The organism is Haloferax profundi (assembly GCF_001469865.1).
Classification (GTDB): domain Archaea; phylum Halobacteriota; class Halobacteria; order Halobacteriales; family Haloferacaceae; genus Haloferax; species Haloferax profundi.
The window spans coordinates 1-23,440 of the sequence record NZ_LOPV01000118.1 but is presented as its reverse complement, the minus strand read 5'-3'; the positions used below and the strand labels follow the sequence as shown (position 1 = coordinate 23,440).

General features: G+C 61.2%; 22 protein-coding genes. 16 read left to right on the top strand and 6 right to left on the bottom strand.

The features are described 5' to 3' along the window. The first annotated feature begins 1 nt into the window (after position 1). The 4 genes from AUR66_RS06340 (at position 2) to AUR66_RS06325 (ending at position 4,948) form a co-directional block, all read left to right on the top strand. A complete protein-coding gene (locus AUR66_RS06340) occupies positions 2–1,402 on the top strand; it encodes an APC family permease (RefSeq protein WP_058571640.1) in 1,401 nt (466 codons plus the stop codon). After that, positions 1,395–2,636, top strand: coding sequence for a M20 family metallopeptidase (locus AUR66_RS06335; protein WP_058571639.1), 1,242 nt, complete (start codon positions 1,395–1,397; stop codon positions 2,634–2,636). Before AUR66_RS06340 ends, AUR66_RS06335 begins: the two co-directional genes overlap by 8 nt. A gap of 107 nt (positions 2,637–2,743) precedes the next feature. Further along, positions 2,744–3,838: a hypothetical protein gene (locus AUR66_RS06330; protein ID WP_058571638.1), complete on the top strand. Its 1,095-nt coding sequence runs from the start codon at positions 2,744–2,746 to the stop codon at positions 3,836–3,838. 294 nt (positions 3,839–4,132) lie between these two features. Continuing rightward, positions 4,133–4,948 (top strand): hypothetical protein, encoded by an 816-nt coding sequence (locus tag AUR66_RS06325; protein WP_058571637.1) that lies wholly within the window; start codon positions 4,133–4,135, stop codon positions 4,946–4,948. 52 nt (positions 4,949–5,000) lie between these two features. Here AUR66_RS06325 and AUR66_RS06320 read toward each other — a convergent pair whose 3' ends face one another. Continuing rightward, on the bottom strand, positions 5,001–5,729 hold the full coding sequence (locus tag AUR66_RS06320) for a hypothetical protein (protein ID WP_058571636.1): 729 nt from the start codon (positions 5,727–5,729) through the stop codon (positions 5,001–5,003). An 82-nt stretch (positions 5,730–5,811) separates the two neighbouring features. Beyond that, a complete protein-coding gene (locus AUR66_RS06315) occupies positions 5,812–7,095 on the bottom strand; it encodes a carboxylate--amine ligase (protein WP_197409685.1) in 1,284 nt (427 codons plus the stop codon). A gap of 267 nt (positions 7,096–7,362) precedes the next feature. Between AUR66_RS06315 and AUR66_RS06310 the strand changes: the two genes are divergently transcribed. Together AUR66_RS06310 and AUR66_RS06305 are read left to right on the top strand one after the other, a co-directional pair. Further along, positions 7,363–8,046, top strand: a complete 684-nt coding sequence (locus AUR66_RS06310) for a flavodoxin domain-containing protein (RefSeq protein ID WP_082682145.1) — start codon at positions 7,363–7,365, stop codon at positions 8,044–8,046. A 125-nt stretch (positions 8,047–8,171) separates the two neighbouring features. Further along, on the top strand, positions 8,172–8,495 hold the full coding sequence (locus AUR66_RS06305) for a DsrE family protein (RefSeq protein WP_058571635.1): 324 nt from the start codon (positions 8,172–8,174) through the stop codon (positions 8,493–8,495). Positions 8,496–8,603: 108 nt separating this feature from the next. On the opposite strand, the gene AUR66_RS06300 is transcribed toward AUR66_RS06305, so the two are convergent. Continuing rightward, on the bottom strand, positions 8,604–8,798 hold the full coding sequence (locus AUR66_RS06300; RefSeq protein ID WP_058571634.1) for a cold-shock protein: 195 nt from the start codon (positions 8,796–8,798) through the stop codon (positions 8,604–8,606). A gap of 460 nt (positions 8,799–9,258) precedes the next feature. On the opposite strand from AUR66_RS06300, the gene AUR66_RS06295 reads away from it, so the two are divergent. Together AUR66_RS06295 and AUR66_RS06290 are read left to right on the top strand one after the other, a co-directional pair. Beyond that, entirely contained in the window at positions 9,259–10,965 is a 1,707-nt protein-coding gene (locus tag AUR66_RS06295) for an MFS transporter (protein WP_058571633.1), read from the top strand. Between the two features lie 122 nt (positions 10,966–11,087). Continuing rightward, positions 11,088–11,903: a hypothetical protein gene (locus AUR66_RS06290; protein WP_058571632.1), complete on the top strand. Its 816-nt coding sequence runs from the start codon at positions 11,088–11,090 to the stop codon at positions 11,901–11,903. Between the two features lie 33 nt (positions 11,904–11,936). On the opposite strand, the gene AUR66_RS06285 is transcribed toward AUR66_RS06290, so the two are convergent. Then, positions 11,937–14,315: a methyl-accepting chemotaxis protein gene (locus tag AUR66_RS06285; RefSeq protein ID WP_082682144.1), complete on the bottom strand. Its 2,379-nt coding sequence runs from the start codon at positions 14,313–14,315 to the stop codon at positions 11,937–11,939. Positions 14,316–14,647: 332 nt separating this feature from the next. Between AUR66_RS06285 and AUR66_RS06280 the strand changes: the two genes are divergently transcribed. Further along, entirely contained in the window at positions 14,648–15,490 is an 843-nt protein-coding gene (locus tag AUR66_RS06280; RefSeq protein ID WP_058571630.1) for an ion transporter, read from the top strand. Positions 15,491–15,627: 137 nt separating this feature from the next. Here the strand turns inward: AUR66_RS06280 and AUR66_RS06275 are convergent, their stop codons facing one another. Beyond that, positions 15,628–16,107: a hypothetical protein gene (locus AUR66_RS06275; RefSeq protein ID WP_058571629.1), complete on the bottom strand. Its 480-nt coding sequence runs from the start codon at positions 16,105–16,107 to the stop codon at positions 15,628–15,630. Between the two features lie 234 nt (positions 16,108–16,341). On the opposite strand from AUR66_RS06275, the gene AUR66_RS06270 reads away from it, so the two are divergent. The 4 genes from AUR66_RS06270 to AUR66_RS06255 all read left to right on the top strand — a co-directional run bounded on the left by AUR66_RS06270 (position 16,342) and on the right by AUR66_RS06255 (position 19,920). After that, on the top strand, positions 16,342–17,313 hold the full coding sequence (locus AUR66_RS06270; RefSeq protein WP_058571628.1) for an aldo/keto reductase: 972 nt from the start codon (positions 16,342–16,344) through the stop codon (positions 17,311–17,313). Positions 17,314–17,507: 194 nt separating this feature from the next. Continuing rightward, complete coding sequence (locus AUR66_RS06265) at positions 17,508–17,699, top strand: hypothetical protein (RefSeq protein WP_058571627.1); 192 nt, start codon at positions 17,508–17,510, stop codon at positions 17,697–17,699. Positions 17,700–17,901: 202 nt separating this feature from the next. Beyond that, on the top strand, positions 17,902–19,086 hold the full coding sequence (locus tag AUR66_RS06260; protein ID WP_082682143.1) for an NAD(P)/FAD-dependent oxidoreductase: 1,185 nt from the start codon (positions 17,902–17,904) through the stop codon (positions 19,084–19,086). A gap of 3 nt (positions 19,087–19,089) precedes the next feature. After that, on the top strand, positions 19,090–19,920 hold the full coding sequence (locus tag AUR66_RS06255) for a DUF1641 domain-containing protein (protein WP_058571625.1): 831 nt from the start codon (positions 19,090–19,092) through the stop codon (positions 19,918–19,920). Between the two features lie 21 nt (positions 19,921–19,941). Here AUR66_RS06255 and AUR66_RS06250 read toward each other — a convergent pair whose 3' ends face one another. Then, positions 19,942–21,039, bottom strand: a complete 1,098-nt coding sequence (locus AUR66_RS06250; RefSeq protein ID WP_058571624.1) for a rhodanese-like domain-containing protein — start codon at positions 21,037–21,039, stop codon at positions 19,942–19,944. A gap of 213 nt (positions 21,040–21,252) precedes the next feature. Here AUR66_RS06250 and AUR66_RS06245 point away from each other — a divergent pair, with 213 nt between their 5' ends. The 3 genes from AUR66_RS06245 to AUR66_RS06240 form a co-directional block, all read left to right on the top strand. Beyond that, positions 21,253–22,434, top strand: coding sequence for an MBL fold metallo-hydrolase (locus AUR66_RS06245; RefSeq protein ID WP_058571623.1), 1,182 nt, complete (start codon positions 21,253–21,255; stop codon positions 22,432–22,434). A 72-nt stretch (positions 22,435–22,506) separates the two neighbouring features. Then, positions 22,507–22,656, top strand: coding sequence for a DUF7512 family protein (locus AUR66_RS21815; RefSeq protein WP_197409684.1), 150 nt, complete (start codon positions 22,507–22,509; stop codon positions 22,654–22,656). Positions 22,657–22,658: 2 nt separating this feature from the next. Next, a partial coding sequence (locus AUR66_RS06240; RefSeq protein WP_082682142.1) for a sulfite exporter TauE/SafE family protein occupies positions 22,659–23,440 on the top strand: 782 nt, incomplete at its 3' end.

Below are 23,440 nucleotides of genomic sequence, written 5' to 3'. Positions count from 1 at the left end.
CATGTCATCGGTAGACGTGAACGACGGACGGAGCCTGTCCCGCGACATCGGGTTGTTCGGGGCGATAAGTACCGTGGTGGCGGGAACCCTCGGCGCGGGGTTGTTCGTCACGCTCGGCACCGCGAGTTCGACGACCGGACCGAGTGTGATTCTCGTCGTCATCCTCTCCGGGATGTTGGCGATGAGCATCGCGCTCAACTACGGGTGGATGGCGACTATCTTCCCCGCTGCCGCCGGGTCGTACGCCTACGTCTCTCGGACGTTCGAGAGTCGTCTGCCCGGGTTCATCGTCACGTGGTCGAAGTGGTTGGGGTACATGGCCGCAGACGCCGTTCTCGCCATCGGGTTCGGCAGTTACTTGCAGGTGTTCTACCCCGCCGTCGACCCGGCGCTGGCCGGATTTGGGCTGTTGACCGTGCTCTTCCTCGTCAACCTCGTCGGGTCGAAGAGTTACAGCGTCTCGCAGAACGCCATCTTCGGCTTCCTCATCCTGTCGATACTCGTCCTCGTCTTGCCGGGGGCACTCAACGTCGACCCAGCGAACTACCAACCGTTCTTCACCGGCGGGTTCGACGGCTTCGTCGCCGCCGCCGTCCCGTTGTTCTACGCCTACATCGGCATCGCCGTCGCCGGCCAGATGGGCGCAGAAGTGAAGAATCCCTCGCGTAACCTCCCACTCGCGATGGCCGGCGGGACGGCCATCCTCATCTTCCTGTACGTCCTCACCGCTGCCGTCATCTACGGCGTCGTCGGCGACTACACCGTTCTCGCCAACTCGGCGCGGCCACTCTCGACTGCCGCAGAAGTGTTCCTCGGCGACATCGGGACGACTATCGTCGCCATCGGAGGCCTGTTGGCGACTGCCTCGTCGGTCCACGCCGTCATGGCCGCTGGCATCAAGATGCCGTACTCCTGGGCGTGGGACGAAGTGTTCCCGAAGCAGTTCTCTGCCGTCTCCGACCGCTTCGGGACGCCGCACTGGTCGCTTTTGACGCTCTACGTCGTCGCCTCGGGACTCACCTTCTGGAGTACCGGCCTGAGTCAGGCCATCGCCATCGCGACGTTCAGTTACCTCATCGCCTACGCCGCGGTGTCGATAACGGTCCTCTACATCCTCTACACCGACTCGACGCTCGGTGAGGAAGCCGGATTCTCGCGCCCGGCGCTCCTCACCATCACGGGACTCGTCGGGTCGCTCGGTGCCGTCGGCCTCCTGACCGAGGCCTACAAAGGGTCGCTGTCGGTGTACGTTCCGTGGGTCGCCCTCGGCATCGTCATCTTCGGCGCGTACTGGTACCGCGGGCAGCAGAGAGACCACGACGTGGAGGCCATCCTCGGGACGCTTCCCGGCGTGCCGTCCGACGAGTACAACCCGTCCGTCCGGAGTGTGAGTGATGACTGACGGAACCGACGATTCCGGGCAGAGCGGAGGCATCTCGGGTGACGGCCCGCGCGTCGACCCAGACGAGACTATCGGCCTCCTGCAAGACCTCGTGCAGATTCCGAGTCCGTACTTCGAAGAAGACGAGATAGCCGAGTTCGTCTACGACTGGTTGGACGCCCGCGGCCACGACCCGGAATACCACCACGTGAGCGAACCCAACATCACCGAGTACGAAGGCGACAACGTCGTCGCTCGGTTGGAAGGGTCTGACCCGGACGCGCCGACGCTCCTGCTCAACGCCCACATGGACACGGTGCTGCTCGTCGAAGACTGGGACGAAGACCCCACGTCGGGGCGTATCGAGGACGGCAAACTGTATGGACAGGGTGCGTGCGACATGAAAGGTGGCCTCGCGGCCGTCATGATGGCGTTCGACGCACTCGCGGAGTACGACCTCGCCGGCGACGTGCTTCTCACGGCTGTCGTGGACGAAGAGGGGCCGTACGGCCTCGGCACCGACCGTCTCATCAGAGACGGCATCGTCGACGACTGCGACGCCGCAATCGTCACCGAACCCGGACCGATTCTCGCACAGGAAGATATCGCGAATCCGGCGCTCTTACTCGGCGCTCGCGGGCGGTACTTCTACGACATCGAAGTCCGCGGAAAGGCCGCCCACGGGTCGAAACCGCACACCGGAATCAACGCCGTCGTCGAGGCCGGCAAACTCGCAGCAGCACTGGACGACCTCGACGTCGGGTCCCATCCGAAACTCGGCGACGGGTCGGTCTGCCCGCTGAAGATAGAAGGCGGGAGTCAGACCCTCTCGGTGCCGGAGCGGGCACGCCTCATGGTGGACCGCCACGTCGTCGTCGGGGAGACGCTGGAAGACGCTCGCGCCGACGCAGAACGCGTCGTCGACGAACTCGACCTGGAGAGCGACGTCGACGTTGGCTTCCGCGAGGCTCCCGAGGACGACATCCTCTACGGTCCGTACGTCACAGACGAGGACCACCCACTCGTCACGGCCCTCACCGACTCGACCCGCGCCGTCTCGGGGACCGACCCGGACTACGGCTACTTCTCCAGCGTGGGCGACTTCAACTACCTCGGCGACAGGGCGGACCTCCCGACGGTCATCGTCGGCCCGGACGGCGAGAACATCCACGGTGCCGGCGAGTTCGTCTACACCGACGAAGTGGTGGAAGTCGCGGACATCGTCGCCGACGCCGCCGTTCGACTGCTCGACTGAGAACCTCGCTGTCGCGTCACGCCACGCTATTTTCGGTCGTCGCCGTTCTCAGCGCCGAGAACTGGGAGAAAACAGCTAACAACGTCGAGGTGACACCCTCGAATCGAATGAGAGACTGGTCGCTCGGGGCGGTCATCGCGGACCGTTCCGACGTCGAACTCGCCGCCATCTTCGAGCGAATTTGGGAGTCCCGCGGGTACGAGACGCACGTCACCTTTCACGGAACAGACGTCCACGTCGAAGCCGAAGGTGAGACGCCCGAAGGCACACACAGGGCGGTCCGCATCTGGATTTCGACGACGAGACGCGTCACCGCGGACAAGACCAGCGCGTTCGTCCGGAACTGCGACCACGCTGGAGAGGAACCCTACGTGGCGGCTATCGGGCGTGGTCGACTCGAAGACGACGCACACCGACCCGGACTGGTCGAACTCGACGCGTCCACTATCGCCGTCGAAGTCCGCGAGGCAGGTATCGAGTCGTTCGTCCGGGAGATGGTCGAGACCACCGACCGACCGAAGACGAACTGGTTGGGAGACCCAATCGAAGACGACGACGAGTCCGGTGAGGAAGAAGCGTCGGACGCCGATGCATCCGACGAAGACGACGACACGGTCACCCGGCGAGAGGCCCTGAAGAAGGCGAGTCGGTACGTCGGTGGCGGCCTCGTCACGTATCTCGTCGTCGAACGCATCTCCGACGTCGTCCAACAGCCGCCGGCAGTCCGCGCGGCGGTTGCGCGTCGCGTCGCGTGGGTCGAATCACGACTTCCAGACTTCGAACTGCCGTCTGTCGAGTGGTCGCTCCCGGAACCTCGACCACTCTACGAAGACGGTCCGCAGTCCAACACCACGACGGCGGCGAGCACGCTCGACGACGCGTCGGTGATTCCGTACGGAGACCTTCGGGCGGACCCAGACTCGTACACTGGAACGTCTGTGACCTACGCGGGGCGCGTCTCCGAGACGCTCGAACGCGGAGACACACGACTCGCCACCGTCACCGTCGAGAACGACGCCGGGAAACCACGGGGAGACGTCGTCATCCGGTGGCCTACGGGACAGTTCTTCGACAACGACGTCAGTTTCCGACTGCTCGAAGGCGAGCGCGTTCGGTTCTGGGGCGTCGTCGCCGGCGAAGGCTCGGTTTCTGGTGGCGTGGCCTACCCACGAGTCGACGTGTCGGTGCTGGAGGAGGCGTGAGTCAGGCGTCGATTCGAGACCGATGGTGATTACTCGGATGCGGGGCGATTCTCAGGTGGCCGATGACGACGGCACCGTTCCGAACCGAACTAGGCACTCGGTGATGCGGAGCCCTATGAGTGCCGAGGCCACTCTCTCGACAGAGAGATGCATCGACCGACCCACCCATCGGGCGACGCGACCTGTCGATAGGTGTATGACGCACTCGGGAACACGTCTGCGGTGTCGTCTCCACCGAGAAACTCTGATGGACACCAACGAATTAATCTCACGTCACCGTCAACGCACAGGTGCATGAGTGGACAGCGGGACCGGTTCGGCGGCTCGATGGATGTTCTCTACGGGAAGGCAGACTTGGTTCCGCTGCCCGACGAGGAAGCTGAACGGCTGTTCTACCAGAACATGATGACTGTGGCGGACGCACAAGAGCTGAAAGCGGACATGCTCGCTGACCCCGAAACAACCGTATTCGAAGCACACGAGCGGCAGTTAGAAGGAATCGCGACGAGTTACGAACGGCGGTGTCGCCAACTCGCCGGCGACGACTACGAAGAGACCGCGATGGCGTACCAACGCGGCGAGCGTGACGACCACGTCGGCGCGTTGACCGCCTACTATTTCGAGGGACTGTGGCGGATGCAGCAGTACGCGACGATTACGGACACGATGTTCTTCCCGATCATCCTTCGGTATCCGAACTGTGTCACAGTCAACATCCGTTTCGCGAGTGGACACACCACGACCAAGTCGCTCGTCTACGAGTCACCGGAACACTCGACGGAAGAACTCGACGACGAGTACGCCGAGCGGTACTACAACGAGGGGTTGTACTCGCAGAAGCAGGCTGCGAAGGCCATCAGAGAGTGTGCACAGATTGTCCGAGAGCAGTTCCCCGACCCTGACGAAGTCCCCTTCGAGGAGCGAAAATACGGGGGCATCGTCTCTGCCATCGGGCGGCGAGGTCCCGTGTTCTCGACGATGCTCGAATCTGTCGAACCCGACCCAGACCGGTTTTCTGGACCGCCAGCCCACCCGATGCTCGTCGACGAAGGGCCGGAAGCCAAGCAGACCACACGGGAGTTACTTCCCGAAGAGTCGTTCGTCGTCTGAAGGGTAGCGCTGGGATGAGTCGGCGTCGGTGATATCACGCCCGTCACACACCTCACACAGAGGCCGTGTCGTCGACTGCCGCCTGCAAGTCGTCGAGGAACGTCGGGTCGTACTCCTCGTCGACGTGGTTCACGTTCCACAGACCGGATTCACGTATCTTCTCGCTCCGACTGTCGTTTCCGAGCCAGCCGTCTGGACGGGGGTCCACGGCCGCTCGCTGGTAGTGACTGAGCAGTGCGATTGCGTTTCGCTCGATGGACGCTCGCTGGCTCTCTGGACTCGGTTCGTCGTCGACGGCGAGCCACACGAACGGTTGTTCTCGGATGTACGCACTCACACGTCGTTCGAGGATGTACTCTTCGTCGCGAACCGCCGACCGGTCACGGTCGATGCTCGACCACCGAGCGTCCCAGTCGGGGTAGTCGTCGTGGAGGCCGTATCTCTCGATAATCGCTTCGCCGACACGCTTCCGATAGACCGAGCCACGGTGGTTCCCGCCGTGGGGGTGGTTGGAACTTCCGCTCCCCGTTCCGTAGTGCTGTTTCAATCGGTCCCAGAGCGACGTGCTGCTCCCCGCCGACACGGCGTGCGTCCCGATACGAGTAACACGGGACTGGTCAGACGACGCTCTGGTCGTCCCCGGTTCGAGGAAGAAGTAGACACCGCGGGCTGGCCACTCCATGTAGCCGGTGCAGTCCTTGAGCTTTCGAGTCCCGCCGACCCGGTTCGTGAGGTCAGAGAGCAGTCCATAGAACCGGTTGAGGCCACGCTGTCGAGACACGTTCGTAGCTCGCTTCGTTCTCGCACAAAGTGTTTCGCCCTCTGCGACGCCAGCGAACGAGGGCAGAGTTGGCCACCGAACGTCATTCGAGGAGGCGAGTCTGTGGGTCACGCTCGGGTGGAACAGCGACTCGCTCCTGACGCTCTTCGTCCGACGAACGCCGCTGACTGGCGAGTGCATTCGCCAAGTCCCGGACGAATGGCCGGTAGTCGTCGAAGTCGAGGTAGTCGAACCGCGGATGCTTCACGAGTGACCAGGCCACGTCGGCGAACGCCTTCAGTCGAGATGGGCGTTCGACGAGTGGGAAGTCGTCGAAGAGGACGCTGTGGAGGTACAGCAGTTCGCCCCTGACGAGGTGTCCGGCGATACCGACTCGGTACGACGAGTCGATTTCGTCGCGGCGGCCGGTGGCGAGCAGCCAGTAGTAGTAGGGGAAGTCGACGCCAGCCTGTACGGTGAAGGGAAGCGACGACCAGAAACGTGGGTTGACCTCCATCAGTTTGAACTCGCCAGTCTCCGGGTCACGAAGGAACTCGACCATCGCCAATCCGTCCCACTCGAGGTGGTCGAGGAGGGCGCGTCCCGCCGCCTCCAAGTCGGGAATAGACACTGACTCGCGGAACGAACTCGGGCCACCGGCGTACTTGTAGCCGCGAATCTGTCGGTGTTGGAACGTCGCGACTGCCTCGCCCTCGTCGTAGAGTGCGAAGAACCCGTACTCGTCGGTCGTCGGGACGTACTCTTGGACGATGGGGACGTGATTCATCGTCGCGAGCAAGTCGTCGAGGACGGGAATCTCTCCCTGTTCGACGTACTGTGTGGTGCCCCGTCCAGACACCTGTTGGCCAGTTTCGCTCCCGAGGTACTCGTCGGCGACGAGGTTGTACCGCGACTTGACGATGAGTCGCTGGTCCCAGTCGTCCCACTCGTCGAACAGTCTCGTCTTCGGCGCGGGAACGCCAGCCTCGGCCGCGGCTTCGAAGAGTTCTTTTCGGTCTTGGACGCGCCGAAGCGTCTCGAACGATGGCCACGGCGTCCCAACGTGTTCTGCGAACTCGTCTTTGAACCGCGAGAGTACGTAGATATCTTCCTCACGGACGGGGATTATCGCACGGACGTCCGGTCGTCTCGCGAGTGCCAGCAACTCGTCACGGTACGCGTCGGTATCCGTCGGCGGAGCAGTGACAACCGCTTCGTCACAGTACTTCGAGGCGAAGGCTGCTGCAGTCGGATTCTCCGAGACGACGATGGTGTTGATTCCACGCCGGCCAAGCGAGCGAACACAGGCGACGCTACTCGGAGCCGTGATTCCCGGAACCACGACGGTTCCGACTGCCTGCCGACTGCTCGATATCTCTGTCACCATACTCGTGAACGAAACTGTAGGCCCGCAAATGGTGGCCCGTAGATTCGGTTGAAGTACGTCTTCGACCAGTATAATTGTATCCTGAGTAACGAATTCTAACGTGTTCGAATCACCCTTTCGACGGAGAGCAACGTAACTCCCGTCACCGTCAGCACCCCATACACGCGTCCCCCTCGTCTGGGACCCGTCGGGCGTCGAGTTCGGCGGCATTCGTCCTGCGACTGTCAGTTAATACGACAGCGTGCGTATCTCTCGGTGTGATTCCAGATGGTATCGATTCTCGTCGCGTACGGGTCGGGTGAAGGACAGACAGAGAAGGTCGCCAGGTACGTCGGTGGCGTCCTCACGGACCGTGGCCACGAGGTCACCGTGAAACGCGTCACCGACGACCCAACTATCGACGTGGGGGCGTTCGACGCGGTACTCGTCGGGTCGCCAGTCAACAATCGAAGACACCTGCCAGCAGTCGTCGAATTCGTCGAGAGGAACCGGGAGGTGCTCGCCAGTCGGCCGAACGGGTTCTTCCAGTTGTCGCTCGCGTCCATCGTCCCACTCAGGTGGGCGCAGAGTGGAGCACAGGAGTTCGTCGACGACTTCGTGTCGAACACGGGATGGAACCCCGACCACGTCGGCCGCTTCGCCGGCGCGGTGAAGTACTCGCAGTACGACCCACTGGAGCGCGTGCTGTTCAAACTCGTCTCGGCAGTGACGACTGGCGACACGGACACCTCCCGTGACTACGAGTACACCGACTGGGAAGAGGTGGAGACGTTCGCGGTGGCGTTCGCGAACGACGTGGAGGCACGTCTCACCGCTCGCAGTGCCGAAGAGAGAGGGATGTCAGGGCTGAAACGTGCTTCGCAGGCCGTTGCTGGCGCTGTGCTCCTCGTCGGCGTCGCGGGGGTCGCATACTGGGTTGCAGCGCGCCGATTTACACCCGCCGAGTGCTAGCACAGGAGAATTCTGCGCATCACTCGTTCAGTATCCCTCTACGACGTGGCCAAACTGCCGAGCCCTGTTGTAGCACACTGAGAATCGAGAACGTCGTTAAGAGTCGACACGACGAACCGAGACCTATGCACCTTGGACTCATCATCGAGACGAACGAACCAGAACGAATCTGGAACGCGTTCCGACTGGCTAACACGGCGCTCGACGAAGACAACCTCGTCGAAGTGTTCCTACTGGGGGACGGTGTCGAAGCACCGGACATCGAGACAGAGACGTACAACCCACACGGCGTGATACGGCAGTTCCTCCAGAACGGCGGCGAACTGTTCGCCTGTGGGACGTGTCTCGATTCACGAGGCCTCGAAGCGAGCGAACTCCGCCCCCGGTCGACGATGAACGACTTGCTCGGAATCGTCGAACACACGGACAAAGTCGTCTCGATTGGGTGACGACGAGACACGCGTCACGAAGCGAACTGGTACAGAATCCTCTCGAGAAGAGTTATCGTTGGTAAAATCGGTGTCTTTCGCCGCCGTCAAGCGGTGTACTAAACTAGTTTAAAGACGCGTCAGGTTCGCTGCGCGTGGTCCCTTGGGGGACGATTCGATGCTGAACTCCACTTCTTGGTCCTCTTCGAGGTCCGGGCCGCCGATGTCTTCCATGTGGAAGAACACGTCGTCGTCAGCATCGTCCGTCGAAATGAAACCGTAGCCGCCAGTGTCGTTGAAGAAATCAACGTTTCCTTTCGCCATTGCTTTTGGACACAATCAGAGTAGATGGATAAGACCACCGATATTTGTTTCTCAATGCGGAAAATAATTTGAATCTATTTCTCCTATAGACGATGTTGTGGACATTTGCACACGCACATGTGGCTTTGAAGGCGCTCACCACCCACATCGACGACGAGAGCCACAGCTTCTGTGGTATCCACACTTCCCTCCCGACGGGGGCGTCGAAGCGACAGCGCTGCGTTCGAGATTGCCAATCGCAGGACGTCGTGGAGATTTTATCGACGGCCGGGCGCGACAGCGACGAGAGGGTGTCACGACGACACGCGAGAAATCTGGATGGAAGACAGACAGTCTCTGGTGACAGACAGTCTCGGACCGAAGACCACGGAAGGGCTAATCTCTCGGGTGACAAATCTATCAGCCAGATAACCCTCTTCGAACCGCCCGAATCGTCGGTTCGACAGTACGAGGCCGAGACATGCAACCACACGTACCGATAGATAGCGACGAACCAGACGAAGAGCAGACAGGTGCGACGGGATTCAGGTACTGGGCACCGCTCATCACGGTGAGTGTCGCGATGTTCATCGGGACCATCGACTCCTCGATGATGAACGTCGCCGTTCCGGCTATCGTCTCCGACCTGAATACCGACGTGACAGCGGTTCAAGGCGCAATTTCGTTCTACGGCCTTGTCATGGCGTCGTTGATGCTCCCGGCCGGGCGTGTGGCGACGATGTACGGTCTCAAACGCATCTACGCGTTGAGTCTCGTCCTCTACGGTCTCGGCACGCTTCTCGCGGCGATAAGCTGGAACATGGGTGTCCTCTTTCTCGGGTGGTCTGTCGTCGAAGGCGTCGCCGCGGCGGTCCTCTTGCCACTCGGATTCACGCTCGTCGTCATCAATTACGAGGGGAAAGACCGTGCGATGGGACTTGGGCTGTTGGCCGGCGTCTCTGCGGCGGCGGCAGCGCTCGGGCCGATATTCGGTGGTATCCTCACGACGTTCTTCACGTGGCGGTACGGATTCGCCGGTGAGTTCATCCTCGCTCTCGTCGCACTCGCACTCGTTCCGTTCCTCACCGACTACCGCGACAGCGACGTGACGTTGGACTGGGTCGGCGCACTCCTCTCGAGTATCGGCATCGGGGCACTCGTCCTCGGGTTCATCCTCGGCGGGAAGTACGGGTGGATTCGGGAGGCCCGCCCGTTCGTCGTCGGCGGAACGCAGGTGAACCCCCTCGGCCTCTCGCCGACGGTCCTCCTCGTCGCCGGTGGGGGTGTCTTACTCGTCGCCTTCGTCCACTGGCAGTTCCGACGTGAACGACGGAACGAGACGCCACTCGTCCCCATGCGCGTGTTGAACAACGGCGGGTTCGTCTCCGGGGTGACCACGTGGGTGTTCCGGTCGGTCGCACTCGCGGGGTTCCTGTTCGTCGTCCCGCTGTTCCTCCAGTCGGCCGTCGGGTTCACTGCGTTCGAGAGCGGAGTCGCACTCCTCCCGTTTTCCATCGCCGGGTTCGTCTTCGCCCTCGGAACGACCGGGTGGCGAAAACGCATCCAGCCGAAGTACCTCGTCCAAATCGGGACGGGACTGATGATTGGTGGTCTCTTGCTCCTCTACGGCCAGACGAGTGTAACCACGACGATAGCGGAGATGCTGCTTCCGATGGCTATCGTCGGCACTGGTCTCGGACTCGTCATGGCCCAAATCGTCGACTTGACACTCTCGTCGGTCGCCGACGAAGACGTGTCCGAAGCGTCGAGTACACTCAACGCGACGGGGATGCTCGGGTACGCAATCGGGACCGCTGTCTTCGGGTCGGCCCTCCTCTCGTCGTTCTATCGCGGTGTCGTCGACGGCGTACTCCTCACTCGCGGAATCACCGTAACTATCGGGCAGCGACAAGATATCGTGATTCTCCTCGAAGACGCCCGCGAGATAGCCACCGAAGCAGAGCGCCAAGCAGCGTTCGCCGCCCTCTCACCCGAACAACAGCAAGCACTCGCCGATATCGTCCAGGGCGCGATGGTCTCGTCGATGGAATTGACACTCCTCTTCATCGTTGCAGTCTCTGTCGTCATGCTCGCCGCAGCGACGTTCCTTCCGACCCAGAAACCGACGGTAGACGAGGTGGTCGACGTCGACAAGCCGTCCGAATCTGTGATTCGCGCGGACGATTGAGTCGGCCCTGCCACGTAGGCGTGGATTTCTGGACTCTTTTTAAGTTCATGTCCGCGATATGTCGAGATTGACAGTGTTTAACCGACGAATTCATTTCTTTCCGTCACAAACTCCCCGGCCAGATGAGCGAGCAGCAGGTGACGTTCAACGGGGACACGGAGGTACTCTTTCGGCAGGCAGTCCGGACACCGCTGCCGAACGAGGACGCAGAACGTGTGTTCTACGAGAACATGATGAACGTTGCGGACGCACAAGAGCAGAAAGCCGACATGCTCGCTGACCCCGACGTATCGCTCCTCGAAGCGTACGAGACGCAACTCGAAGGCATCGCCGCGAGTTACAAACGGCGCTGTCGTCACATCGCAGGCGACGACTACGAAGAGGTTGCACAAGCCTACCAGCGGGGCGAGCGAACGGACCGAGTCGGTGCCTTGACGGCGTACTACTTCGAGGGACTGTGGCGGATGCAACAGCGAATCACCGTCACGGACATGCTCTTTTTCCCGATTATCCTCCGGTACCCGGACAGCTTCACGGTGAACATTCGGTTCGCCAGCGGGTACAAGACGACGGATTCGGTCCTCTACGAGTCACCGGAGCACTCCAGAGAGGAACTCGACGACGAGTACGCCGAGCGGTACTACAACGAGAGCCTCTACTCACAGAAGGAGGCGGCCGAGCACATCCGCGACACCGCCCAAATCATCCGCGAAGAGTTCCAAGACCCCGACGAGGTGCCCTTCGACGAGCGAAAGTACGGCGGTATCGTCTCCGCCGGCGGGCGAAAAGGGTCTGTGTTCTCGTCGATGCTCCAGCGTGTCGACCCCGACCCAGACAGGTTCTCGGAACCAGTCGACCAATCCACGCTCGTCGACGAAGGACGAGAAGCAGCACGCACCGAACGTGAGTTACTCCCCGACGGAAGTATCGTCATCTAACCCCGGTCTGTCGTCAGCTACCCCCGTTCGTCGTTATCTCTCCGTCCTGTCTCTTTCGGTAGACTCGACCCCACCGTCTGCCTCTGCTCTCGGTTCGACGGCGGTGTCGTCAGACGAGTCGGTGACCACGAGGGCCGCGTCGTCCACGTCGACATCGTCGGAATCGACTGCGTCGCGGGTCACGTCGAATCTATCGAGGGCGACACGGAGGTCACCGGCGCGTTCTGCGAGACGGTCGACACGCTCAGAGACGTCCGACAGCGACGCGGTCTGTTCTTCCGTCGCCCCGACGGCGTCCCGTGCACCTGCACTGGTTCGTTCGCTAATCTCGGAGACGTCTTCGACCATGGAGACGACTTCGCTCGTCGCGCGGGCCTGCCGTTCGGTCGCCCGTCGAATCTCTTGGATGCCGTCAGCAGTCTCTTCGACGTCGTCGACGATGGTGTCGATAGCACCCATCGCCTCCTCGATGGTCTCTGAGCCTTCTCCAACGCGGGTCTGTGTCTCGCGGATATCTGTCGCCGTCGCCTCGGTCTGTTCGCGGACTCGCTCGATAGACGACCCAATCTGTCCGGTCGCATCTTGCGTCTCCTCTGCGAGTTGTTTGACTTCGTCGGCGACGACGGCGAACCCGTCGCCCGCGTCGCCTGCACGGGCCGCTTCTATCGACGCGTTCAGTGCGAGGATGTGTGTCTGTGAGGCGATTTGGTCGATGAAGTCGACGACAGACTCGATGTCTCCGATGACAGTCTCGAGTTCTTCGACCTGTTCGACGGTGTTCTCGGTGGCCGTCTCGATGGTTCGAAGTTCCGCAACCGCTTCGGCGGCGGCGTCCCGTCCGTATTCGCCGCGGTCGACTGCCGCGTCGGCACGGTCTGCAACTTCTGCGGCGGACGCACTCACCTGTTGAATCGTCGCCGAGAAGTCGTTCATCCGCTCTGTCACGTCGTCGAGGTGGTCGTCTTGTTCGACCACGTCGTCGAGGATAGTCGTCATCGACGCCGTGACCGCTTCACTGGCTTCGTTCACGTCCCCGACGCTGGCGCTGGTCTCTTCGCTCGCTTCGGCGACCGATTCGCTGAACGTCTGTGCGTCGGCGATGACCGTCCCGAGTTCGTCCATCGTCTGGTTGTAGGTCCGCGCGATGTCTGCCATCGCCTCACTCTCGGAGTCGGGGTCCATCCGACACGCGATGTCGCCCTCGGCGCACCGTTCCATGACTCTCCGGTACGCTTCAGCCTTCGATTCGAGGTGTGCGTTCAGTTCCTCTGCGTCGCGGAGATTCTGTCGGAGGGACACACGCATCTCGTCGAACGAACTGTACAACGTCCCGAACTCGTCGATTCGCTCCGTCTCGAGGTCCGCGTCGAGGTCACCGTTCGCCATCTCTTCGGCCCGCGTCGTCAACTCGCCGAGTGTTCGTGTCGTGCGCCGACCGACGACCAGTGCGACGGCACCGAGTGCGCCAATCGCGGTGAGAATCGTCACGAGAAGGCCACTTCCGACGCTATCGCGGACACTGTAGGCGCTCGACGTTGGAACCGCCGTCGAGAGTGTCCAGTCGACACCGTCGAGAGTCGTGTATGCAACGACGGCGTCGTCTGTCTGTTCGAGTGCCGTACCGTTCGCGTCGAGGGCAGAAGCGGCGGCCGGTACACTCTCGTTCTCCGCCGTGGAGACGATTTCCGACCCATCAGACTCGTACAGGGTCGTTCGACTTCCGGCCATCGTCTGTTCTGTCTGGGCGACGCGCGCCGGAAGGCCGACGGTGACGACCACGACAGACTCGGCATTTTCCGGTGGTTTACTCGCCAGTGCAAACGACTGTTTGCCGTCGACAGGTGAGGAGAACGTCTCCGACGAGACGTAGACGAGGTTCGGTTCCGGGTTGACGTTCTGTTCGATGTCGCCCCATGGGAGACCCGCCTCGGAGACAGTCGTTCCTTCCAACGAACTGGCAGTGCTCTCTTTGATTTCACCAGTGGCGAAGTCGACGTAGTGTATCGCCGTCAAGTCGTCCTGTCCGAGTTCCGAACTCCGCTGGAACAGGTAACTACTCACCGCTTGCTGGTTTCCGAGTTGGAGTTGCCACGCCGCAGACGTGGTTCGCGTCTCTAGCCGTTTACTCGCTATCCACGACTCGAACCCGTCCGCTTGAAGTTCCGCAGTCGACGTGAGTTGCTGTTCGACCTGGTCGTCCAGCGACTCCTGTACCTGCGTGTAGGTGACAGCGCCGACGCCCGCCATGACGACCATCGCGAGGACCACTGCAGTGAAGAACTTGCGCGCGTACGTCTTCCGGACCGCCCGTGAGACGGTCGACGAGGGTATCACACTCGAGATTCGAGCGGTGAGGCTGTCGAAGAGACGCTCGGGGACCAACTTCCGACCACGCAACCAGCGTTTACGCATCGACTCGGTGTCGTTTTTCAACAGTGATAAATCAATCTACTATATAGTATGTTGAGACAGACAGTGGCGAATAGATACGAAATCGAGTACCAACTGGGTGGCACCCATTCCGAGAACACAGATAGACAGTGTAGAAGCCCATGCGCAACTATTAGCGATTCGAGAGACGGGAAACCGAGGAGAGAATTGTGTCATATTTTGGTAATGCACCTGTTGAATACAGGCTGTGAGTTTCAGTAATGATATTTGCTATATAGTTATATGTAATGATAGTGGCTCCACACCCATCAGTCGGCGACGATATCATTACCCACCGAATCCAACTGCCCCCTATGGCGGGTCACGCGTCTACCGGCCACGGCGACACACCGAGAGACGTCGTCAGGTTCTACCTCCTCGACCATCGGACCATCGTCGGGAAAGCGATAGACATCGCACTTCTCGCGCTCAACCTCGTGTTCGTCGGGGTGTTCGTCCTGGAGACGTACCCGTTTTCGGCGCAACTCCAAGAGACGTTCTGGCGTATCGAAGTCGCCATCTCGCTCGTCTTCCTCGCGGAGTACATCCTCAGAGTGTACGGGGCGAAGAGTCGGGTCAGCGAGGTTTTCAACGCGTACTCGATGGTGGACTTGCTGGCGATTCTGCCGACGCTCGCCGTCTTGGTCTCTCCGTTCCCCGTCGTCGCGGCCAACATCGGATTCCTCCGCGCGATTCGGGTGGTCCGTGTCCTTCGGTTCTACCGCTTCACGCAGGACGAAGAGTTCTTCTTCGGAACCGTCACAGTCGGCACGCTTCGCGTGATGAAGTTGCTGTTGACCGTGTTGACCATCTTCTTCGTCGCCGCAGGCATGTTCTACTCGTTCGAATTCCGGGTGAATCCGGGCGTCAGCACGTTCGGTGATGCGTTTTACTTCGTCGTCGTCGCTCTCACCACGGTCGGATTCGGCGACATCGTTCCGGTCACGCAGGGCGGCAGGTGGGTCACCGTCGCTGCAATCTTGGCGGGTATCATCCTCATCCCGTGGCAGGCGAGTAAAATCGTCAAAGAGTGGGCGCACAGAGACAAGGTCAACGTCGTCTGCGAGAGTTGCGGACTGGAGTACCACGACCCCGATGCGTCGCACTGCAAGTCGTGCGGTCACGTCATCTACCAAGAGTACGACTCACGGGAGTGACGTGGACGTGGTCGCAGGAAGTAACGACTAGCCGTGTTCTTCGACAGAAAACGACCGGCAGTGGGTGGGAGACACGGGCGTCCGTGTTGGTGCCGGTCGGGTGATGGAGGTTTCGAGGGCCGACGTTCTGTCGTCGGTTAGAACAGGCTCAGCGGGTTGAGCATGCTCACGAACGTCAGGAGGTTCTCCTGCGAGAATTCGATGACGTCGACGACGAGGTACTCCGTCTGGACGATGAGTTCTTCGGTGTAGACGATTCTATCGGCCATCTCACCGATACGGTCGGCCATCTCGCCGATTTGGTCTTCCGTGTAGCGGACGCCGTCGAGACTCTCGAGGTAGAGGACTTCGCCGTTCTCTGCGAGGACGATGACGACGGTGTCCACGTCGAACAGTCCGTTCGGCACCTGGAACATCGCGTAGGTGCTCCCGTCCTGAAGCGGCGCGTAAATCATCGACTCCGCTCGACTCGTCTCGGCGAAGTAGAACGTGTCGCCGGGCGCGAGTTCGAGGTCGTACCCCTCGTCGGCGGCGGATGCGGTCGTCGCCACGCCCGCGGCAGCGAGACCACCGAGCGAAACTGTACCCAATCTGTTGAGGAAGGTTCTCCGTTTCATGTGGTTGCAGTGTCCGTCTCGCGACGTATATTGTGTATCACGAGCAAGACTGTGTCGTGTCGTACCGGGTCAGAGCATTTGAATTTGACGTAAACACCACTATTTATGTACTTCTGAGCCATTCCTCTGGTTGCTGTCGCGGGACGACATTGCCCAAACCAACCACAACTATCGAGTCAACATCGGCCATCGTCCCCCGACCGATTTTACATACAGTGCCTTCGAACGTTACGTATGGACTACACGACGTTCGGATCGACCGGAACCACCGTGAGTGAACTCTGTCTCGGGTGTATGAGCTTCGGGACCGACTGGGACGACTGGACACTCGACCGCGAAGAGAGTCGCGAACTCATCGAGCGTGCCATCGAACTCGGTATCAACTTCTTCGATACGGCGAACGTCTACTCCTACGGCGAATCCGAGGAGATTCTCGGCGAGGTGCTCGCGGAGTACGACCGCGACGAGATGGTCGTCGCGACGAAGGTCTACGGGCAGATGCGTGACGACGACCCGAACTCGGGTGGCCTCTCCCGCAAGACCATCGAGCAGGAACTCGACAACTCGCTCGACAGACTCGGGATGGACACCGTCGACCTCTACCAGATTCACCGCTGGGATTACGACACCCCAATCGAACAGACACTCCGCGCCCTCGACGACGCGGTCCGTCGCGGGAAGGTTCGACACGTCGGCGCGTCGTCGATGTGGGCCTACCAGTTCGCCGACGCACTCCACACGTCTGACCGACTCGGCCTCGAACGGTTCGTGTCCATGCAGAACCTCTACAATCTCGCCTACCGCGAGGAAGAACGCGAGATGCTTCCCCTCTGTGCGAGGGAAGATATCGCCGTGATGCCGTGGAGTCCGATGGCCGCCGGGTTCCTCACGCGTCCACACGGGGCGTTCGAATCGACGACTCGAGGCGAACACGAAGCAGACGTCGGCCGTCCGTACGAGGAAGGTGGCGGCCCCGCTGTGAACGAGCGTGTGCAGGAACTCGCCGAGGAGAAGGACGTGAAGATGGCTCAAATCGCCCTCGCGTGGCAGTTCCACAAAGACTGGGTCACCACGCCAATCGTCGGGACGTCGAGCATCGAACACCTCGAAGACGCCGTCGAAGCCCTCGACATCAAACTCTCGTCGTCCGACATCGACTACCTCGAAGAACCCTACCAACCGGTGCGCGTCTCCGGCCACGAGTAAACGCACTCGGTCGAACCTCGTCCCGCTTTCCTCGTCGCATCCGACAATCAGACAGGAGCCACTGATTGAACATGAACATTTATTATAGATAGCTCTGTACTGCCGGGTACACCATGTCGGTCGTACGCGTACTTCACTAACTCTCCTCGTCGCCAGCATCGCCGTCCGACCGACCCGAACCACACCCCACAACCGTGAGCACACACACACGTCCAACGTACGAACCGACCCTGCAAACAGACCACCCGTCACCGAACACGACAGCCGACAACACCGACACAGACTCGTGGGTCGCCCGGTGTCAACGCCAGTTCGAGTCCGCACGAACCGAACGCATCCACAACCTCTTCGACCGGGAGAACCAGTCGATGCCGAAGATGGACTGAGAGACGGGCCTATCCGTTGTCCGACGCCACAGTTCCTGTTTCCGAGAGTGATAGCACCCCGTCCACCGACAACTCGGTCACCGAAGCTGGCGTCCCGTGTTCCAACAATAATCTCCGCCACCCGTCACCGACGGCGGGAGTGGGACTAGTTGTCGCTGCTACCTCATCGTTCAGATAGTACTCCTCCATAGATAGGGTGTCTATGGAGCACATTGTCGTGCTAGGGGCTGGTGCTGGCGGAGCGATGACGGCAAACATCCTCCGTCGGAAACTCGACCGCTCCGACGTCCGTATCAGTATCGTCGACAAGAGCAGCAAACACGTCTACCAGCCGTCGTTCTACCTGATTCCGTTCGGGTACATGGAACCGGAAGACCAGTTCCGCGACGTTCGCGACGTGATGCAGTCGGGCGTCGAGTTCGTCGAGGACGAAGTCGTCGGCATCGACCCGGATGCTCAGGAGGTCCACCTGGACGCCGCCGAAGACGGCCTCTCGTACGACTACCTCGTCGTCTCGCTCGGCCATCGACTGGCCCCCGAGAGCATCCCCGGCATGGCAGAAGGGTGGGAAGAGACGGATGCGGTGTATCCGTACTACCACTACGAGGCCGCGGTCGCGATGCGCGAGGCACTCGAAGACTTCGACGGCGGGACGTTCGTCGTGACCGTCCCCGATACGCCCATCAAGTGCGGCGGCGCGCCGATGAAGATGACCATGCTGGCGGAAGATTACTTCCAGCGACAGGGTATCCGCGACGACGTCGACGTCGTGATGACCAAGCCCGGCGACGCCATCTTCGGCGTCTCACCCTACCGCGAGAAACTCGAAGAGATATTCGAGGACCGTGACATCGAGTTCGAGCCGAACTTCACCGTCTCCGAAGTCGACTACGAGAATCAGATCATCCACTCCGAAGAAGGAGAGGAACTCGACTACGACCTGTACGCTCCCGTCTCGCCCCAGTACGGACAACCCGCAGTCACCGAGAACTCGCCGCTCACCGAGGGTGACGAGGAGAACGACGGCGAGTACATCACCGTCGACGACTACACCCTGCAACACACCGAGTACGACAACGTGTTCGCTCTCGGTGACGCCGACGACACGCCCAAGTCGCGCACCGCCGCTGCCGCCCGGAAACAGGCCCACGTCGTCGCCGACAACCTCTCGTCGCTCGTCGAAGGCGGACGGATGACGAAGGAGTACAGCGGATACGCGGCCTGTCCGCTCCTCACGAAGAAAGGCAAGGCGATGATGGCTGAGTTCGACTACGAGGAGAGCATCTCCGCTCCGGTCGAGAGTCGGATGAACTGGATTATGGACATCAACATCCTGCCGTCGTTCTACTGGAACGCCTGGATGCGCGGATACGACCCCCTCCCCTGAACTATGGCATCCGAAACACAGGCGCTCGACGAGATTGTCGACGCCGACAGCGACACCGACGTCCTCGCGCAGGCTATCGAGCGGAACGCCGACGAACTGGCCGAACTGCTGGAGTTGATGGTCACGGCCCAAGACCTCGCGGCGGACCTCACGCCAGAACTCCGCGAGACGGTCCGCGAGAACCGCGAACCAATCCGTGAACTCCGAATCGCCTTCGAGCGCGAAGAGACGCTGCGACTCTTCCAGAAAGTCGGCGACGAGGCCGACACACTGGTCGAACTCCTCGACGTACTCGCGGTGTCACAGCGTGTCGCGGACGAACTCGTCCCCGGCGTCCTCGACGCCGTTCGGGAGAACCGCGACGTCGTCGAACGGCTCCGCTTCGCGCTCGAACGCGAGGAGACAATCGTCCTCGTCGAACGACTCGGCGAGAATATGGACACGTTCGTCGAACTCGTCGACTTGCTCGACGCGACGACGGACCTCGCCGAAGAACTCGTCCCCGGTGTCCTCGACGCGACGCGGGAGAACCGCCACGCCATCGAGGACCTTCGGATGGCCGCCGCCGGATTCGCCGACGGGTACGCAGAACACGACGTGGACCTGTACGAACTCGGCCACAACGCCGCCAACGTCGTCGCACTCACCGAGACGCTCGGCGACCCACAGGTCACGGAGGCACTCGAAGCGACACTCGACGCGTTCGCCGACGACGACCCGAAACCAATCGGTCTCTTCGGACTGCTCGGGGCACTGTTCGACGCCGACGTTCGTCGCGCACTCGGCCGCCTCGTCGCCGCCGCGCGCGCACTCGGGCGAGTTGGCCGCGAGTAGAAAGAGAGACGAAACGCGGCCCTATTCGCTCTCCGAGGGGTCGCCGGTTCGAATCGGTGCGCCGACCATGTTGCCCCACTCTGTCCACGACCCGTCGTAGTTCGAGACGGCCTGGTAGCCGAGGAGTTCCGAGAGGACGAACCACACGAGTGCCGACCGTTCGCCGACGTTACAGTAGACGATGACTTCGTCGTCTTCGTCGAGGTCCATCTGGGCGAACTCCTGTTCGAGTGCGCCGCGCCCTTTGAACCGACCCGCGTCGCCGACCATCTGTGTCCACTCCACGTTGACCGTGTTGGGGACGCGCCCGGCGACACGAGCATCTGCTCCCCCTGCCGTCTCGCCGCGGTACTCCTCCGGCGAGCGAACGTCCACGATGGTTACGTCTCGGGAGAGCGCCGCTTGCACGTCGCGCCGATACGCCCGGATGCGCTCGTGGGGGTTCTGCGCCGTGTAGGTCGTCTCCGAGACGACAGGCACGTCGTGCGTCGTCGGGAATCCCGCGTCGACCCAGTACGACTTCCCACCGTCGAGGAGTCGCACGTCCATGTGTCGGTAGTACTTGAGCGTCCAGTAGACGAGCGCGGCGTACTCGTTCACCCCGTCGCTGTAGAGGACGACGGTACTGTCGGGCGTGATACCCAGGTTCCCGAGAACGGATTCGAACGTCTCGGTGCCTGGGATACTCGCCGTATCGACGTCGAGGAAGTCTTCGTCAGGGTCGAGGTGAACAGCACCTCGGATGTGGCCTTCGTCGTAGGAGTCGGTGACCTCGACGAGTCGAAGTTCGGGGTCGTCTGCCTCGAACGCGTCGAGACGCTGTCGAACCCACTCGGGGTCGACGAGCGCACCACGGGCGAATTCGGTTCTGTCACCCCCGACTGCACCGTAGGCGATACTGTAACAGGATTGTCGGCCGTCGTGGAGTGCCGGCGACGACTCGACCAGGCCCGCTTCTTCGAGTTGCGTGAGTCCGTAGCGCGTCGTGCGCGACGAGAGGAGCGTCTCTTCGGTGAGTCCTTTCAGCGTCATCGACCCCATCCGAAGGAGCGTATTGTAGATGAACTTCGAACTCGGCGGCAACTCTCGGAGGACGTCTTCTATCTCAGAGTTGTTCATGTACCTCGCAATATTGGGTATGGATTCACCTTGCATGAAGGTATTGTTTCACTAGTGACCGGTCGCTTCGTCCGTGGGTTCCGAGAGAGGTAGCCACAATTATTGTCTCTACCTCGTTCAGAACCGGGAAATAGCCGCCTCGACCCGTGAAAAGCCGGAAATAACGTGTCTCGCTCGAACCCTTATACGTGCATTTCCTATACAATACCGTGTATGGTCGAAACCATCACGGCTGAAGAGCTGAGGGATATGATCGATGCGGACGAGGACTTCGTCCTCTTCGACACGCGAAACCCCGAAGACTTCGAGGGCTGGCACATCGCCGAAGCCGAGAACGTCGAGTACTCCGGCGACAACGACGAACTCGTCGGTGACTTCGACGCTTACAAAGACGACATCGGCGCTGGCGACACTGTCGTGACCATCTGTGCGACCGGCAACTCTGCGAGCAGTTTCGCCGAGTACCTCGAACGAGAGGGCTTCGCCCACGACGTGAAGACCGTCGAAGGTGGGATGGAGTCGTGGAGTATGGTCTACGACGTCGTTCCGATTTCCACCTCGAACGACGACCTCGTCCTCCTTCAGTTCCAGCGTCGCTCGAAGGGCTGTCTCGGCTACCTCGTCGGCTCGAAGTCGGCAGGAGAGGCCGCCCTCGTCGACGTGACCCGTGCGACCGACGTCTTCGTGGACGCCGCCACCGAACGCGGTCTGGAAGTCACCCACATCCTCGACACCCACATCCACGCCGACCACATCTCGGGTGGTCGCCGTCTCGCCAGCAAACTCGACGTTCCGTACCACCTCGGTAAGCCCGCCGAGACACGCGACCCACAGTTCGAGTTCGACGCCATCGAACCGAACGGCACCGTCGAACTCGGCGACGTGGACATCAAGGCCGTCCACACGCCCGGCCACACGACTGGCATGACCTCTTACCTCGTCGACGACGAGGCACTCTTGACCGGCGACACCCTGTTCGTCGAGTCCATCGGCCGGACCGAACTGCAGTTCGCCGACAAGGACGCCCGCGACGGCGCTCGCGTCCAGTACGAGACGCTCCACCGCGTCATCATGACCGAACCGAACGACGTGAAGATTCTTCCCGGCCACTTCTCGGTCACCGACGACGGACAGTACATCGACGTGACGCCCGGCCAGCCGATGTTCTCGACGGTCGGCTACCTCTGGGAGAACAACGAGATTCTCCGGATGGCAGAAGACGACTTCGTCGAACACATGTTCGAGAACCTCCCCTCGAAGCCGCCGAACTACGAGACGGTCATCGCCACGAACGCCGGTGAGTACGAACCGGACGGCGAGGACGAAGAGAACGAACTCGAACTCGGCCCGAACCGCTGTGCGGCCACGTCCGACAGCGCCGTCGCCGACGACTAACCTCCCTCACACACGGTCCCCTAACTCCCCCCACCACCACACCGAACCCTCCACCCCTCACCCTGTCACCGCATGTTTGGAATCGAAAACCTGTCCGGAAACTCGCAAGCAGCGGCACTCGTCGGTATCGTTCTCGTCGAGGCCATGGTATTGTACGTTGGATACGGCGCACTAGAGAGCGTCGTCGGTCCGACTGTCCTGAAACTCCTCGGAGGTGACTGACGATGATGGAGATTTTCGGAATCTCGGCCGCCATGTTGGTGATGTTCGCCGGATTCGGCCTCCTCATCGGCATCCTCTTCGGCTTCTTCGGGATGGGCGGGTCGTTCCTCGTCACCCCAGCACTGCTCGTCATGGGCTATCCGTCCAGAGTCGCTGTCGGGTCTGGTCTCGCGTTCGTCTTCGGTACCTCCGTCATCGCGACGTTGAAACACCGTGACCTCGGTCAAGTCGACTACAAACTCGGCGTCTCGATGATTATCGGGACCACCGTCGGCCTCGAAGTCGGGAAGGAAATCGTCCTCCACCTCGAAGAACTCGGTCTCGCTGGCAACATCATCAGCATCACGTACGTGCTGCTGCTCGGTGGCATCGGCGCGTTCGTCACCTACGAAGCACTGAAAGGTGGCGGCGACGGCGGCGTCAGCCACGACGTCGAAGAAGACGCCGAAATCAACGCCGACGACATCCCCGAGATAGCGAAGAAGATTCAGAGCTACTCGCTTCCGCCGATGATTACCCTGCGCGGTGGCATCCAGGTCTCGCTCTGGATGGTCCTGCTCGTCGCCTTCGCGACGGGTCTCCTCTCGGGCTTCCTCGGCGTCGGTGGCGGCTTCATCCGTATGCCCGCGCTGTTCTACCTCATTGGCGTGCCCGTTCCGATTGCGGTTGGGACCGACCTGTTCGAGATTATGTTCTCGGGCGGGATTGGTTCGTTCCTCTACGCGCAGTCCGGCGGTGTCGACCTCTCTATCGTCGCTCCGCTCCTCGCTGGCTCCGCGCTCGG

What these genes read in the sequence shown, in the direction of transcription:
- AUR66_RS06250 (WP_058571624.1), bottom strand. Translation starts at nt 21,039, where the DNA reads ATGAACAACTCTGAGATAGAAGACGTCCTCCGAGAGTTGCCGCCGAGT.
- AUR66_RS06275 (WP_058571629.1), bottom strand. Translation starts at nt 16,107, where the DNA reads ATGAAACGGAGAACCTTCCTCAACAGATTGGGTACAGTTTCGCTCGGT.
- AUR66_RS06330 (WP_058571638.1), top strand. Translation starts at nt 2,744, where the DNA reads ATGAGAGACTGGTCGCTCGGGGCGGTCATCGCGGACCGTTCCGACGTC.
- AUR66_RS06285 (WP_082682144.1), bottom strand. Translation starts at nt 14,315, where the DNA reads ATGCGTAAACGCTGGTTGCGTGGTCGGAAGTTGGTCCCCGAGCGTCTC.
- AUR66_RS06245 (WP_058571623.1), top strand. Translation starts at nt 21,253, where the DNA reads ATGGTCGAAACCATCACGGCTGAAGAGCTGAGGGATATGATCGATGCG.
- AUR66_RS06305 (WP_058571635.1), top strand. Translation starts at nt 8,172, where the DNA reads ATGCACCTTGGACTCATCATCGAGACGAACGAACCAGAACGAATCTGG.
- AUR66_RS06255 (WP_058571625.1), top strand. Translation starts at nt 19,090, where the DNA reads ATGGCATCCGAAACACAGGCGCTCGACGAGATTGTCGACGCCGACAGC.
- AUR66_RS06270 (WP_058571628.1), top strand. Translation starts at nt 16,342, where the DNA reads ATGGACTACACGACGTTCGGATCGACCGGAACCACCGTGAGTGAACTC.
- AUR66_RS06295 (WP_058571633.1), top strand. Translation starts at nt 9,259, where the DNA reads ATGCAACCACACGTACCGATAGATAGCGACGAACCAGACGAAGAGCAG.
- AUR66_RS06280 (WP_058571630.1), top strand. Translation starts at nt 14,648, where the DNA reads ATGGCGGGTCACGCGTCTACCGGCCACGGCGACACACCGAGAGACGTC.
- AUR66_RS06300 (WP_058571634.1), bottom strand. Translation starts at nt 8,798, where the DNA reads ATGGCGAAAGGAAACGTTGATTTCTTCAACGACACTGGCGGCTACGGT.
- AUR66_RS06310 (WP_082682145.1), top strand. Translation starts at nt 7,363, where the DNA reads ATGGTATCGATTCTCGTCGCGTACGGGTCGGGTGAAGGACAGACAGAG.
- AUR66_RS06340 (WP_058571640.1), top strand. Translation starts at nt 2, where the DNA reads ATGTCATCGGTAGACGTGAACGACGGACGGAGCCTGTCCCGCGACATC.
- AUR66_RS06325 (WP_058571637.1), top strand. Translation starts at nt 4,133, where the DNA reads ATGAGTGGACAGCGGGACCGGTTCGGCGGCTCGATGGATGTTCTCTAC.
- AUR66_RS06315 (WP_197409685.1), bottom strand. Translation starts at nt 7,095, where the DNA reads ATGGTGACAGAGATATCGAGCAGTCGGCAGGCAGTCGGAACCGTCGTG.
- AUR66_RS21815 (WP_197409684.1), top strand. Translation starts at nt 22,507, where the DNA reads ATGTTTGGAATCGAAAACCTGTCCGGAAACTCGCAAGCAGCGGCACTC.
- AUR66_RS06335 (WP_058571639.1), top strand. Translation starts at nt 1,395, where the DNA reads ATGACTGACGGAACCGACGATTCCGGGCAGAGCGGAGGCATCTCGGGT.
- AUR66_RS06260 (WP_082682143.1), top strand. Translation starts at nt 17,902, where the DNA reads ATGGAGCACATTGTCGTGCTAGGGGCTGGTGCTGGCGGAGCGATGACG.
- AUR66_RS06290 (WP_058571632.1), top strand. Translation starts at nt 11,088, where the DNA reads ATGAGCGAGCAGCAGGTGACGTTCAACGGGGACACGGAGGTACTCTTT.